The sequence below is a fragment of the Paenibacillus sp. NPDC058071 genome (genome assembly GCF_042885235.1).
In the GTDB taxonomy this organism is placed as follows: domain Bacteria; phylum Bacillota; class Bacilli; order Paenibacillales; family Paenibacillaceae; genus Pristimantibacillus.
In genome coordinates, this window is record NZ_JBHVSK010000002.1 from 495,389 (window position 1) to 509,525 (window position 14,137).

The window sequence follows — 14,137 nt, forward strand, 5'->3', positions numbered from 1 at the left end:
CATAGTCCGCTGGATCTTACGGCCTTTTCCGGCCTTAAACGTCCCCTTTTCAGAAGCGTTCCTGCTCCTGCTTCAGCCAAATGACGCGAATCGACGTGCCTTCTCCGATCGCTGTCTCCACTTCAATGGATGCGCCCAGCGCTTCCGCCAGCGCCTTGCTTACAGCCATTCCGAGACCGGTTCCTTCCACCCGGCTTTCCGAATCCGTACCACGGAAGTAGCGGTCAAACAATCTTAAAGCCGTTTGTTCATCCATTCCGTCGCCGTTATCGGAGAAGGTGATCGTAGCGCCGCCAGTCGGCTTACCTTCCAACGATATCGTCAGTGTCGTCCCAGGGCGGTTATGGAGAAGCGCATTGGCCACCAGATTATCAACTATTCGGTGGAACCATGGTCTGTAAAGCGTAAGGTGTACAGGCCGATCAGCGGGCACAAAATGGACAGCTCCTTCCCGGTAAAACGGATGCTGCGCAAAGTCTGAAATGATGTCAGCCAAATAGCCATTCATTTCAACCGATTCCTGCGAAGGCGGTTTTTCCCCGCTCCGCAGCTGGTACGTGAGCGTAAGATCGTTAATCAGCGCTTCCATATGAGACGATTTATCCAACATCACCTTCGAAAAAGAGCGAATTTCATCGGTTGTCCACTCATAGCTGTCTGTCTCCAGCATGTGGGCATATCCTTTTATAGAGGAAAGAGGGGTCTTCAAATCATGGGATACGCCGGCTATCCACTCGTCTCTCAATCGCTCGGTCTCCTTGCGCAGCTGCTCGTTTTGATGAAGGGTGTCCGACAGCGACTCCAACGAATGAATCACTTCTCCGTAAACGTGGAACTTCCGTTTTCTGCGTCCCTTGCGATTTCGGCTTCTCGGCTTGCCGTGCAGATCGGAAGGCTCTACATATTGACCTTTTCCAAGCAAACGAAGCCAATTCAGCACATGGACGACAGGGGAGCCGATCCGATTGCCAAACCAGTAAGACATCAACAGCAACAACAGCATAGCCGCTACAACTAAAGCACCTATACCCTTAGCCAGCACAAGCGCTTCAGGCAACAAAGACGGCTGCTCACCCGGCGCATATCCAGCCAGCGGAGTGCTTAGAACCCAAGTTTGCTTTGTGCCTACATCATAATGCGAAAACAGTTGAGCGCCGTATCGTTCAGGGTAAATGGATCTCAGAATCATTTCTGGAGCAGAAAAATCGCTAATGGCCGCCTGCGGTTTATTGACGGATGCTACTTCCGCACCTTTCTCGTCCAAGAGCTGCAGCCAGCCTTCTTGCTCCTGCAATTTTTCCAACAGCTCGGCAGGCAGACGGATGTCGCTTCCGTTCTGCTGTCCCTTCTCAACAAGCAATTGAAAAAACTGATCCTCTTGATCCTTCATCCCGTAAATTAGCGTATGAGTGACGCCGTCCTTAATTTGAATCCAAATCGACAATTTATAGGGGAATGGGAGTCGGCCCAGCCAATAGGCGTTCAACTCTCCAGGGTTATAAGAATCGGGCACGTCCGGCGGCGTAAAGAAGGCGTCTGTCACTTTGCCGCTTTCATCAACACGTTGCAGCCAGCCCCCAGATTTCTCCAAACTCTCAAGCAGCTTCGGATCGAATCGCCAGTTGTCCCCCTCGGCATGAACCGTATCCACGAGCTGGGTCAGCCCGGCGTACAAAAAATCTTTTTCCGACTGGATATCCGCTAGCTTATTAATAGTCCAAAAAAACACGCCTCCAGCCAATGTAAGCAGAATAAGGCCAAAACAGGAAAACCAGCCGACGAGCCTCAGCGTGAACTTCCATTTAACGTTCATGTCCCGGCTCCCTAGCGGCAACCAGCTTGTAGCCAAGACCTCTTACATTCACAAGAAACTCGGGCTGGGCGGGATTCGGCTCAATCCGCTCGCGAATGCGATGAATATGAACCATAACCGTATTGTCGTCGCTAATGCTGTTCTCTCCCCATACCCGCTCGTAAAGCTCGCTTTTCGTAAAAACGCGATTCGGATTTTTGCACAAAAACAACAACAATTGAAAAACAAGCGAAGGACAAGAAACAGCAACACCCTCCACCCGCAGCTCAACAGCCGCTTCATTAACCTGGAATCGTCCAAAATCATAGACAAATCCCGGTCCCGCAGCAGTTAGAGCGCCCGCCCCTTTGGCAGAACGGCGAAGCAGCGATTTTATTCTCGCTACGATCTCTAATGGATTGAAAGGTTTTGTCACATAATCATCGCCGCCCACAGCGAAGCCCGACAGCTTGTCAAAATCGGTAGATCTGGCGCTCAGGAACAGGATAGGCGCATCCGTAAGCCGGCGAATAAGCGGACATACCTCTGTACCGCTCATGCTCGGGAGGGTTACATCAAGCACAATTACGTCATACGACCTCTGCTCGCACATCGCAAGCGCCATCTCGGCAGTTGTCACTTTATCGATATGGAAGAAGCCTTCCTTGCGCAGCACGGTCTCCAACAGTTGAAGAATGGCTTGTTCATCGTCCACCAACAGAATGGAGCTATCATTCACGGATCCATCTCTCCTTGAAACATCTTTATTCGCCTATTTTAACATTGCCGCGCACGGAAAACACAAAATCGCAAGCTTAACGGAACCTTAATTCCTCGTGCTCCAAAGTTAAGACAGCGATAAGATTCCGTTGATTTGGGAGTAAGATAAGCGCGTTAAAATAGAAGAAAATAGAGATAGGATGGTGTGGAGTCATGAAAAAATGGATCATAACCGCTGCAGCAACAGCACTGCTTTTATCAGGATGCGGAGCAAATACAGAAAAGAATTCACCGGCCAATACGGCAACAGAAGCGCCAGGAACTCCAGTAAACAATGGCAAGGAGGAAACGGCAGTGGCGAAATATGAGGTAGATCAAATCTCTCAAGCGCTGATTGATGGAGATTACGAAGGCGTCTACTCCCAATTGAACCCGGATTTCCAGAAACAGATGTCGCTTGAGGATTTTGTTAAGACAGCGCCGACACTTCTGAAAGGAGTAGAATCTTTTACACAAGAAAGCACGATGACCTTGAACGGCGCAATCTATGCGGCATGGATGAATCAAGATCGAAGCAAGGGCCTGAAGGTTTTAGCGGATGAAAACAAAGTGCTCAACTTGCTTCAAGTTGTTCCTCTCCAGCACTTTCCAGACACCGATTCGACTAAAACGAAGCTTACGTACGAACTTCCGTTCAAAGGGGAATGGTATGTCTTCTGGGGAGGAGAAAACGTCCTTGCCAATTATCACTATGAGTACGAGCAGCAGCGTTACGCCTATGACCTCATCCAAGTGAAGGACGGTTACTCTTACAGCGGGGACAGCACTAAGAACGAAAGCTACTATGCGTTCGGTCAGGAGATTTTCGCGCCTAGAGCCGGAACCGTCGTCCGCGTCGTGAATGATATTGAAGATAATGAGCCTGTAGGCAAAATGAACCCGGAGCATCCCGAAGGCAATGTGGTCGTGATCGACCATGGAGACGGCGAGTACAGCTTCTTGGCACATATGAAAAAAGACTCTGTCGTCGTCAAGGTTGGCGACAAAGTCGAAGAAGGCGACTTGCTCGGCTTGTGCGGAAACTCCGGCAATACCAGCGAGCCGCATATCCACTTCCAAGTCTCGGATACCGATGACATGTTCGACGGCAAATCCATTAACGTGAGCTGGGCGAATGGCCTGAGCCCTAAGCAGGGAGAAACGATGAAGTAAGAGAGCGGGCTGGAGAGGTTGGATGAGTCGCTTGAGAGAGAGTCATGGAAAGTTGGTATATGAAAAGGTGACAACAGCCAGGGCGTGCGTATCGTATAAGTGCTCATTCAAGCTGTGGCGCTGTCTTAATCGACGTTTGCTTATTCGCCGAAGTGGCGCGCACGATGAGCGCTATCATAACGTACTCTAATCATTATGCCATTGCTTTAAAGTCTCTCTATACGCATAACTGTTCCTCTTGCTGCTCTCTTGTTGCGCTCCAGATAGCTTTGTGGCACACTAGGACTAACATATATTAGCTCAGTGGCAAAGAATGCCCCGCTTCCTTTCGTTATCGATAAGGAGTCGGGGCTTTTCTGTTTGTTTGGATGAATTCGAGAAGCGGGAGGTCGAACATGAGTTTTGAAATAGAGCATGATCAATGGTTGGAAGATCACTTCAAACAAAGAAAAGGCGAACGTCTTGATGCATTACGGCGCGGCCATGGTTACGGAAATCGACTATTCGTTGAGACGGTATGGTGGCCGCTAATTGGGCATTTCCACGGTTTGCATCCGGAATATGAAGTCAAGGACTGGCGGGGGCGCTCCTACTTTGTTGATTTTATGTGGACTGTTGGGGCGGTGCGAGTTATTGTTGAAATTATGGATTTTGGCTCCCACGGCACGGATCGAACCAAATATCGCAGAGATTTAAACCGAGGACTTTTTCTTCAGGCTCAAGACTGCTCCGTCTATTACATCGCATTGGATGAGCTGAAAGAGAATCCTTCGTTTATTCTCTCCTCTTTGCGGAACGCTCTGTATCCCTATCTGTCAGCGGCCGAGTCTGGAGCTAAAAGAACAATTACAAGATCTTATTCCAAAATCGAACGCGATTTAATGCGATCCGCCATTCGCCACAACCGCATCATTCGCCCTGTCACGGCAGCGCGGGAACTGGAGTTGCACACAATGACGGTCATTAAGCATTGCCGCATGCTAGTGGATAAAGGAAAGTTGCGAGCCGTAGAGCGGGGAGCCTCCGGCCGGATCACCTATTATGAATATATAGGTTCCCTGCAAAGTCCGGATTTGGTTTGAAGCCCGCTATGCGCTCTGTTGGTAGCGGAGCGTTTGTGACGGAGCGTTGCTCCGTCATGATGTGTCGTTGTTCCGTATTATACGGTACCCCGTCTTCTTAAGGCTGGTCCGTCATACGTCAGTTTTGGATATATCATCAAATTGCGACTACCATCACATCTGGTTACTTGATCGCTGGTAAACTTGCCACCCTCCGTTGCAATATATATGAAAATTCATATATAATTTGCGGAAAATCGGAGAAATCGTTAAATATGTTCGAAAAATCATATATAATTTGTCATTTTGGGCTTTTTTCAAAAATTATATATGAAATATCATACATAATCGCGGGAGGTGCACTGTTTTTGCCTCTCCCGCATAGCGCCAGCACGCTCCCCCATCGCTCGCAAACAGCAGGCGGACGTGCGATAAACAAAACCTTTCAAAATACATGCGCCTCCCCCCAGCCTACCCACGTCTGCCACAGCGCTCAATTGACAATCCACTCCAACTAAACTACAATTCGTAGTATAATGGAGTGTGAATCTAATGCAGATTAAAAAGCTGAATGTCAGCGGCGAGGGAATGAATCGTTTTTTTGGTCCGCTCGAAGCTAGAATTATGGAACTCCTTTGGAGCTCCGAAGGCATGAGAATTAAGGAAGTGCAGTCGATCCTCAATCAAGAAAGTCCAATTTCGGTCAACGCGGTTATGACCGTGATGAACCGATTGGAGAATAAAGGGCATCTCACAAAAGTGTTAACCGGAAGCGGCAGAACCCAGGCCGCGCAGTTCAGCACCGTGCTGTCCAAGGAACAGTTTCTTTCGGAGCAAACGAAAGCCGTATCGCAAGGACTTATTAAAGAGTTTGGCAGTTTGGTCGTCAATCACATGATCGATGCCCTGGACGATGTAGATCAGGAAACGATCGCAAAGCTGGAGCAAAAACTAAACCAAATCAAACGAGGAAAAAAAGAATGAGCCCTCCGGTTAGACTGAGATGGATCTATGCGCTGACTGTCGCCCTCCTTGCTTTATTCTGTATGCAAATGGGACTACTCGCAGCCCGCCAAATAGAAGGTGGCGCGCTGGAAGGCAGTCTTTTCATCTTCATTTTGTTTGACCTCATAATCGGATACACGATCGTAAGAGCCGTCTGGCGAGTTGCGGCACAAGCGTATTTATCGCGCAAGCTGCAAAAGCTGTTCGCCTCAACGCGGCACGCCAAACTGACTAAACGTTTGAACTACCAGTACCGCCATTTCGGAACGGAAATTATGGTCGTGCAGGATGAAGCGTTTATCGCTCTGGCACATGGTATGTTTAAGCCGAAAATCGTCATTTCCACTCAGGTGCTCCATATGTTCAGCGACAAGGAAGTGAAGGCTATTCTGCTGCACGAGTGGCATCATTGCCGCAACCGAGATCAGATCAAGCTTTTTACCATCACCTTGTTGAAGGATGCCTTCGGATATTGGCCGATCATGAAGCCGTTATTCAGCTACTACCAGACATGGACAGAGCTGCTTGCCGATCGCTTTGCTATTCGCCGGATGGGGACCGAGCTTCATTTGGCCAACGTTCTGCTGAAGCTATCCAAATCAAGAACAGCGCAGTCAGTTGCCGCCGTTCATTTTTCAGCATCGGCTATGCACTATCGAATCATGCAGGTTCTTGAGCCGCATCAAACAGTAAAGGTCAAGATAGCTTTGTTTAGACCGCTGCTTGCCTCTTTTTCACTGCTGCTTTTATTGTTGTTAGGCGGGGATGCATAGCCCCTTTTTTTTTGCACAACTATACTACATATTGTAGTTTAATTACTATTAGCGGGAGGGTCAATTAATGAGAGTTGTATTATTTACTATTGGTCATTATGAAGTGCATTCGTACGGAGTTATTGTAGCTTTAGCTGTGCTTCTGGCGGTTGGAATAGCTCGTTTTCTGGCTGAAGGCACTCCTTATCGGGATCATATCTTGAATATGATGCCTTTTGTATTGGTGGGCTCAATTTTGTGCGCGCGCATCTGGCATGTTTTCTTTTTTCAATGGGACTATTACTCGCAGCATTTTGTAGAGGTCTTCTTTATTTGGAAAGGCGGCATTGCCATCCAAGGGGCATTGATCGGCGGTTTTATTGCTGCGTTCCTCTATACGAAAAGGCATCGTTTGTCGTTCTGGAAGCTAGCCGACATCCTCGCTCCGGCCATCGTACTCGGTCAGTCGATCGGCAGAATAGCATGCTTCCTCAATGGCGATGCATACGGCTCGCCGACCGGATCGGGCTTCGGCATTGTTTACCCGGAAGGCTCCATGGCATACGACATGTACGGTTCGCAGCCGCTATGGCCAGCCGAGATATGGGAAGGCCAGTGGGATTTGATTGTATTCGTCGTGCTGATTTTGTTGAAGAACCGACAATGGCCGACCGGATTGCTGTTCCTAACTTACAACATTCTGTACTCGTTTGGGAGATTTAATCTGGAGTGGCTGCGTGGAGATTCGCCGCGTTACGCATTCCATTGGACAGCCGGACAGTGGACCAGCTTTAGCGTTATAGCGATAAGCTTATGCTTAATGATTATCTTTGTTCAGCGCGACCGGAGAAAATTACAGGTTCCAGTTTAACAGCCGGTATAAGCTGTTGTACCTTCAACAGCCAGCTTTTTTAGTTCGCCGCATCGCTGTTATGCATACAGTGAAACACCACTTGCTAGGAACACCTTATAGTACGACTAACCGACCGCCACCTGACCATTTTTTGCAGCTAAACACAGCACAGGCTGCACAATTCGGATTCAACGTTTCAATCCGTCTTTGTACAGCCTGCAGCTGTTTCGTTTGGTATAGGTCCGTTAATTTACGATCACCGTCATTCTTTAAATGAGCGCCTTGCGAAACCGCAACTGAACGACAGGCGCCCCTCTATCAATTGTCCTCTCCGCTCCATCAAACACAAAGTTTAGTTTTTCATAAAACTTTATTGCATTTGCGTTTTCTTTCAACACCCAAAGAGAAGCATGCCGGTAGCCCAATCCAGCCACATGTCTTAAAACCCAATCCGTCAGTTGTTTTCCATAGCCTTTACCGGAATGCTCTTGGACAAAATAAATGGCAAACAGCTCTGCAAAGCTCGCGGCCAGATCTTCATCCGCAGACTTGCCAATTTCTATATAACCTATCATGTTGTTATCTTTGGTAATCAAAGCTATCTGGGTAGCACCCGTTAGGCACGCGTTTCTAAAATGATTAGCTCGGTCTTCCGGTTTCTTCTCATTCAGAAACTTATCCGGCAGTATCCCTCTGTATGCTGCACGGTATGACTTCCAATGGACAATACTTAAATCATGGCAATCCTTAAGCTCCGCCCATCTTATTTCAACAGCATTCATAAAACCCCGCCTTTGCCCACCTGTCTAGAACCAAATAATTTTGTATATAAACACACCGCGTCAAGGGAATTGATGACCCTGTTATAATGACGCTGTCCTTGTTATTATTGCTTTCTGCACTCACCATAACCGACTCACCATACCAAGCCGCCCTCTTCCTCAAAGCCCAGCATCAAATTCATATTTTGTATCGCAGCACCCGAGGAGCCTTTGCCTAAGTTATCGTATCTGGCGATGATGTTGATATGATCGTTTTGCCCAAAAACAAAAATCTCGACTCGATTCGTATCGTTGCATTCCGTAATCTTGAACTGACCCCCATCAAGATACGCTTCGGAATCAAAAGGCATCACGCGCACAAAGCGCTCCGATTCGTAATACGCCGCCAGCACTTCATGCACTTGCCTAGCAGAAGCCTTTTTCGGCAAAAGTCTGCTTAGCAGAGGAATCGTCATCGCTATCCCTTGCGCATAATTCGCCTTAATAGGCGTAAACAGCGGCTCATGCTGAAGGCCGGAGTACAACAGCATCTCAGGGATGTGCTTATGATCGCCTTTCAACGCGTAGTGTCTTGGAACATTTAATTGTTTTGCGGCTGCGAGCGAGAGCGAGGAATTCTCATACTCCTCAATTCCGCTTCTTCCCGCGCCAGAATAACCGGTCACCGAGTAACAGGTAATCGGATAATCTTTTGAAAGAATGCCTGCATCAATAAGTGGCCTGACCGTGAGAATAAAACCGGTTGCATGGCACCCTGGAACGGTTACTCTGGTGGCTGTCCGCAAAAGCTCGCGCTGCTTCTTAATTTCAGGCAAACCAAATGTCCAATCCTTATCCGTTCTAAAGGCTGTGCTCGTGTTAATGATTTTTGTTTTGTCGTTTTTCACAAGCGCTGCCGATTCTTTCGCGGCCGAATCGGGAAGGCAAAGAAATACGAGATCGGCTTCATTCAGAAGCTTACTCCGTTCCTCAGCATCCTTTCTTTTGTCTGCGTCGATCCGAAGCACTTCGATGTTCGGTATTGCGGATAGATAGTCAAATATTTTCAAGCCAGTCGTACCCTCTTGTCCGTCTACAAACACGGTATAGGTCATGATATCCCCCTTAAGAAAGAATAATTATTCATTATAATGCATTATTATACACAATTGTCATCCTTCTATCTAGCATTGGTTTGCCGATGCACAGCTAATGGAATACTAAAAATAAAAACACATGTTAAAGGGGACCCATACAACGATGAACACTGCCTCTCATGACCAAGAAGCGATTGAAAAAGTACGTGAATTGATTAAAGGGATCAACATTGCGATGCTGACGACCGTATCAGACGAAGGGCTCGTTTCGCGCCCTATGAAAACGCAAGACGTCGAGTTCGACGGCAACCTTTGGTTCATAACGAAGAAGGACACCGGCAAATTTCATGAGCTCCTTCGTAATCGGCAAGTCAACGCGGCCTATGCGGGCAAATCTTTCGTCTCCATCCGAGGTGAAGCTGAATTAGTGGAAAGCGTCGACAAGCTGAAGGAGTTTTGGAATCCGGTCTACGAGGAGCTGTTGGAAACCTCCTACGACGATCCAAACCTTGTACTTATTCAGGTAAAAGCCGAAACAGCCGAGTATTGGGACCCCGGCAATAAGTTCAAAATGGCCAAGTTCTTGTTCCGCAGACTGCTCGGCAAGAATACAGAAGGCACCGATATGAATCGGATCGTAGAGTTGAGTTGAATTGAGTTCGTCCATGTAAAAGAAAATGAAAGGGCCATCCTGGAGGGGACGGCCCTTTCATCGTCATGTATGTGGATGTAAAAAGGCAAGGTCGAACTTAAAACCCTTCAACCTGCCTTCTCTTTATAAGTTCGAGTTCAAAAAGTCCGGTTTTCAGCACCAAGAAGGTTGGATGAAGAGGGAATGAGGAGCGGAGCGTAGTGAGAGCTACGTGAGCACCGGAAGTCCCGGCTGCATGCAAGATTCGATGTCGAGTGGACCTCTTGGTAGACTTCGTGATCAAAAGTGGACTTTTTGAACAACCTCTATAAGACTCTTTAAATACCCGCCCCGTCTGTAAACACATGCTGCTCCGCCGATTCAAACTGGTTTAAAACGTGCAGCCGCAGGTTTTGAAAATCATGCGACGCCTTTTTGCGCGGATACGGCAATTCTACCGGCACGATGGAACTGATTTCACCCGGGCGCGGTTTTAAAATGACGACGCGATTGGCTAGGAAAATGGCCTCATCAATATCATGCGTCACAAAAATCATCGTTGTTTTGTTCGTTCTCCAAATATCGAGCAGCACTTCCTGCATATGAGACCTGGTAAACGCATCAAGCGCGCCGAAAGGCTCGTCAAGCAGCAGCACCTTTGGATTACGCAGCAAGGCACGGGCGATAGAGACGCGCTGCGCCATGCCGCCCGACAGCTCGCGCGGGTAAGACTTTTCGAATCCTTCAAGCTTCACAAGCTTGATCAGTTCATCGACCTTGTTGCGGACTTCCTTGTCTCGAAGCGACAAGTCGGAAGCGATATTTTTTTCCACCGTCAGCCATGGAAACAGCCGATGCTCTTGAAAAATAAAGCCTTTATCCACTCCCGGTCCGGCGATCGGCTCGCCGTTAAGCCCAACGAAACCGGAGTATGTTCGATCAAGCCCCGCAATAATGCGCAGCAGCGTGCTTTTGCCGCAACCACTAGGACCGATAATGGTAACGAACTCGCCTTCTTTAATCGTCAAATCGATATTTCGGAGTGCGTGCACCGTTCCTTTTCCTGTTGAAAATTGCTTATCGAGTTCCTCAATATTCAGCAAAGCGGAAGACGTCATCTAATCACCTCTAATTATATCCGATAAATTCCATGTTATTTGTAGGTTATCATTGCCATATGGACGGTGTCAATACACACCTTTGGGTTGGATTTGCTCGACCAAACGGAACTGTAACAAAATAAATACAACTTGACTTATGGGGATTATTGGTATAAATTTTAGATTGTCTTTGCATCCCTTGCAAGGCACACCTCACCTTTCAAAAGGACCTCTTATCATTTCTACCGTGCAATTTTCTCTCATCTATCCATATCGATTCATCCACCATTCCAATGGCGATTGATAAAAACTTCATAAAGAGGGTGCTACATGAGCGTACCGAACAAAACCGCCGGCAATCCGACAATCGGCCAGTCTCCGGGTAAATGGACCCTCTTCGTTCTGGCGCTGGCGATACCTGTTGCCACATTGATTGTTTGGCAGATACTTGGAGATTTAGGGCTCATATCGGATTTGCTCTTTCCGACGCCATTCACGATAGGAACGGCTTTTGTTGAGCTCGCTAAAACCGGCGTTCTTTGGAAGCATATCAGCATTAGCGTGCAACGCGTATTGATAGGTTTTCTAATCGGAGCAAGCCTCGGCTTGTTGTTTGGCATTGCCGTAGGCTTATTCAGAAGGACGGAAAAGCTGCTTGATCCGACCGTTCAAATGATCCGGATGATCCCAAGCTTAGCCATCGTTCCGCTATTCGTGCTTTGGTTCGGGATTGGCGAATTATCGAAAATTCTTATTATTGCGCAAGCGACCTTTTTCCAGCTTTATATCAATACGTTTCTAGGCATTCGCAACGTAGACAAGAAGCTGTTTGAAGTGACCTATGTGCTGGGCTATAGCCGCTTCCAGCAAATTATCCGTCTTGTCCTTCCGGCGGCGCTGCCCCATATTTTATTGGGCGTCCGACTTTCATTTGGCATTTCGTGGATTGGGTTGGTCGTTGCCGAACTCATCGCTTCGACTTCCGGTATTGGCTACATGATGTCCGACGCTAGGCAGTTTGCGGATACGCCGGTCGTGTTCGTCGGCATATTTCTGTTCGCCATACTCGGTCTTGCGGCAGATAGTTTGATCAGGTTGCTGCAGCACCGTCTGCTCCGTTGGAAAGCCGCCATTAACAGGTAAGGAGGTAAGCTTATGAACAGCTCAACTCATGCGATAAAAGAAACCGCCGAACCCTCCGCCTCTCCGATCGGCAAACGGATACGCTCCTTTTCTTTCGGATCACTTCAAGGCGCGATACTGCCGGTTGTTATTTTGACCGTGTGGCTGCTAATCGACTGGAGCGGCAGCGTTCCAAAAACGCTTTTGCCGTCGTTATTTTCCGTCATCGAAACGTTCTGGCAGATGTTGATATCAGGAGAATTGCTCTCGCATATCGGCTATAGCATGGAGCGCGTAGCATATGGCTTTGCGATCGGCGGCCTTCTGGGACTCGGCTTAGGCATCCTGGCCGGACTCATCCGCAAAATCGATTATTTGATCGACCCGAGCATGCAAGTGCTGCGATTGGTGCCGCATTTGGCGCTAGCCCCGCTTATTACGCTCTGGTTCGGCTTCGGCGAAGCGTCCAAAATCGTCATTATAGCGGCTGGAGCGCTATTTCCGCTCTATATCAATACGTATCTCGGCATTCGCAATGTCGATAACCAGCTGTTCGAAGTAGCAGACATTCTGCAGTTCAACAGGCGGCGACGCATTACGAAGCTCATTCTGCCGGCGGCATTGCCGAATATTCTGATGGGCCTGCGCACCTCTATCGCTGTTTCCTGGATCAGCCTTGTCGTAGCCGAATATGTAGGCGCCCATTACGGCGTCGGCTTCCTCATCAATGAGGCCAAACAGAACCTGAAACCGGAAGTTATATTTGTCGGCATTCTCGTGTTCGCGATAGTAGGCAAAGTACTAGATTCTATCATTAAACTCCTTGAGCTTCGTCTGCTGAATTGGCGGGACAATTATCAAGGCTAAGACTGATTCAAACCTAAAAAATACGTCACTTGAAAGGAACTCAACCCTATGAAAAATTCCAACCGTAAACGAATCCCTTATAAATTCGCCGTGATCTCCCTGCTGTTATTATCTATTGTTCTATTACAAGCCTGCGGCGGCAAGTCAACGGCGGCGAACACGACTCCCACCGTTCTGAATTATGGCTTTATCGGCGTCAACTCGCTCAATTTGCCGACCGGCGCGGAAGGCTGGGGGCTGCACAAAGGAATTATTCAAGAAGAGTTGAAGAAACACGGCATCGAGAAAATCAATCCTTTCGGCTTCCCTAACGGTCCGGACGAATCCGAGGCGCTCATTAGCGGCCGTCTTGATATCGGAAGCCTTGGCGATACCCCTGCTGTAATTGCCTACGGCGGCGGCGCCAAGACGCGGCTTGTGGGTCAGATCAATAATGGTCTCATTGCCTTTCTAATCGGCAAAAAAGGCGGCCCTACTACGATAAAAGAACTGGAAGGCAAAGTGATCGCCGTTCCAAAAGGATCGTACAGCCACCGATATATTATCGGCATACTGAAAGAGGAAGGCGTCACTAACTACGAGCTTGTCCATATGCTCGGCTCCGATGCGGCCGCAGCAATCGCAAGAGGCGATATAGACGCCAACGTAGGCTTTGGAGCAGATGCGCTATCCTTGATCGAACAAGGCTTCCCGCTCATTCATTCATCCGATAAAACGCCGCATTTGTCAGGGGCGAGCGTCTCGGTTGTCACTAGCGATTTCTTAAAGAAATTCCCCGATTTCCCGAAAGTGTGGAACGAAGCACGCGAGAAAGCGCTGGCCGATCTGAAGCAGCATGAAGACGAATATTATGCCTTTCTGTCTGAGGTAACCAGTGTGCCGGTTGAAAAAGTAAAAGTGCTTTATCCGATCAGCGCGTTGTCAGAAACGGCATTCCCGGATAATGGGCAGAAGCAGCTGGAGGATGTAAAACAATTTTTGATTGAAGAAGGTCTGTCCAAGAAAGATTTCAAAATCGAGGACTGGATTGCTAAATAAAGAAGAAGATTCGCTCTCCGCAAAGCGTGAGCTTCGGTAATCGTACCGGGCTCGCGCTTTTTTAGTTAGCTGGACAACGTCTCCACGAATCGGAATTTCAGCAAAAAAAGCTGCCCCTCCATTGCT

The 14,137-nt window shown here is 48.2% G+C and carries 14 protein-coding genes; 9 read left to right on the forward strand and 5 right to left on the reverse strand.

Annotated features, from left to right (window positions below; genetic code table 11):
- Nucleotides 1–49: 49 nt before the first annotated feature.
- Nucleotides 50–1,813, reverse strand: a complete 1,764-nt coding sequence (locus ACFVTB_RS04990; RefSeq protein WP_387745999.1) for a sensor histidine kinase — start codon at nt 1,811–1,813, stop codon at nt 50–52.
- Nucleotides 1,803–2,531 carry a response regulator transcription factor gene (locus tag ACFVTB_RS04995; RefSeq protein ID WP_387746001.1) on the reverse strand — a complete coding sequence of 243 codons (729 nt, stop codon included), beginning with the start codon at nt 2,529–2,531 and terminating at the stop codon, nt 1,803–1,805. The genes ACFVTB_RS04990 and ACFVTB_RS04995 overlap by 11 nt, the downstream gene beginning before the upstream one ends.
- Before the next feature lie 194 nt (nt 2,532–2,725).
- Here ACFVTB_RS04995 and ACFVTB_RS05000 point away from each other — a divergent pair, with 194 nt between their 5' ends.
- The 5 genes from ACFVTB_RS05000 to lgt all read left to right on the forward strand — a co-directional run bounded on the left by ACFVTB_RS05000 (nt 2,726) and on the right by lgt (nt 7,413).
- Entirely contained in the window at nt 2,726–3,724 is a 999-nt protein-coding gene (locus ACFVTB_RS05000) for a peptidoglycan DD-metalloendopeptidase family protein (protein WP_387746003.1), read from the forward strand.
- Between the two features lie 395 nt (nt 3,725–4,119).
- On the forward strand, nt 4,120–4,806 hold the full coding sequence (locus tag ACFVTB_RS05005) for a hypothetical protein (RefSeq protein WP_387746005.1): 687 nt from the start codon (nt 4,120–4,122) through the stop codon (nt 4,804–4,806).
- A gap of 531 nt (nt 4,807–5,337) precedes the next feature.
- On the forward strand, nt 5,338–5,769 hold the full coding sequence (locus tag ACFVTB_RS05010; RefSeq protein WP_387746007.1) for a BlaI/MecI/CopY family transcriptional regulator: 432 nt from the start codon (nt 5,338–5,340) through the stop codon (nt 5,767–5,769).
- On the forward strand, nt 5,766–6,563 hold the full coding sequence (locus ACFVTB_RS05015) for a M56 family metallopeptidase (protein WP_387746009.1): 798 nt from the start codon (nt 5,766–5,768) through the stop codon (nt 6,561–6,563). Before ACFVTB_RS05010 ends, ACFVTB_RS05015 begins: the two co-directional genes overlap by 4 nt.
- Before the next feature lie 67 nt (nt 6,564–6,630).
- The gene (lgt, locus tag ACFVTB_RS05020; RefSeq protein WP_387746011.1) at nt 6,631–7,413 is read left to right on the forward strand and encodes a prolipoprotein diacylglyceryl transferase; all 783 of its coding nucleotides are present in this window, start codon (nt 6,631–6,633) and stop codon (nt 7,411–7,413) included.
- A 251-nt stretch (nt 7,414–7,664) separates the two neighbouring features.
- Here lgt and ACFVTB_RS05025 read toward each other — a convergent pair whose 3' ends face one another.
- Nucleotides 7,665–8,177, reverse strand: a complete 513-nt coding sequence (locus ACFVTB_RS05025; RefSeq protein WP_387746013.1) for a GNAT family N-acetyltransferase — start codon at nt 8,175–8,177, stop codon at nt 7,665–7,667.
- Nucleotides 8,178–8,311: 134 nt separating this feature from the next.
- The gene (argC, locus tag ACFVTB_RS05030) at nt 8,312–9,271 is read right to left on the reverse strand and encodes an N-acetyl-gamma-glutamyl-phosphate reductase (RefSeq protein WP_387746015.1); all 960 of its coding nucleotides are present in this window, start codon (nt 9,269–9,271) and stop codon (nt 8,312–8,314) included.
- A 145-nt stretch (nt 9,272–9,416) separates the two neighbouring features.
- Between argC and ACFVTB_RS05035 the strand changes: the two genes are divergently transcribed.
- Complete coding sequence (locus ACFVTB_RS05035; RefSeq protein WP_387746017.1) at nt 9,417–9,905, forward strand: pyridoxamine 5'-phosphate oxidase family protein; 489 nt, start codon at nt 9,417–9,419, stop codon at nt 9,903–9,905.
- A 317-nt stretch (nt 9,906–10,222) separates the two neighbouring features.
- Here ACFVTB_RS05035 and ACFVTB_RS05040 read toward each other — a convergent pair whose 3' ends face one another.
- Nucleotides 10,223–11,002: an ABC transporter ATP-binding protein gene (locus tag ACFVTB_RS05040; protein ID WP_387746019.1), complete on the reverse strand. Its 780-nt coding sequence runs from the start codon at nt 11,000–11,002 to the stop codon at nt 10,223–10,225.
- Between the two features lie 312 nt (nt 11,003–11,314).
- Here ACFVTB_RS05040 and ACFVTB_RS05045 point away from each other — a divergent pair, with 312 nt between their 5' ends.
- From ACFVTB_RS05045 to ACFVTB_RS05055, 3 genes are read left to right on the forward strand one after another with little or no spacing between them, the layout of a single operon-like run.
- Nucleotides 11,315–12,127: an ABC transporter permease gene (locus tag ACFVTB_RS05045; RefSeq protein ID WP_387746021.1), complete on the forward strand. Its 813-nt coding sequence runs from the start codon at nt 11,315–11,317 to the stop codon at nt 12,125–12,127.
- Nucleotides 12,128–12,139: 12 nt separating this feature from the next.
- Nucleotides 12,140–12,973 carry an ABC transporter permease gene (locus tag ACFVTB_RS05050; RefSeq protein ID WP_387746023.1) on the forward strand — a complete coding sequence of 278 codons (834 nt, stop codon included), beginning with the start codon at nt 12,140–12,142 and terminating at the stop codon, nt 12,971–12,973.
- A 48-nt stretch (nt 12,974–13,021) separates the two neighbouring features.
- Complete coding sequence (locus tag ACFVTB_RS05055; RefSeq protein WP_387746024.1) at nt 13,022–14,011, forward strand: ABC transporter substrate-binding protein; 990 nt, start codon at nt 13,022–13,024, stop codon at nt 14,009–14,011.
- Nucleotides 14,012–14,137 lie beyond the last annotated feature (126 nt).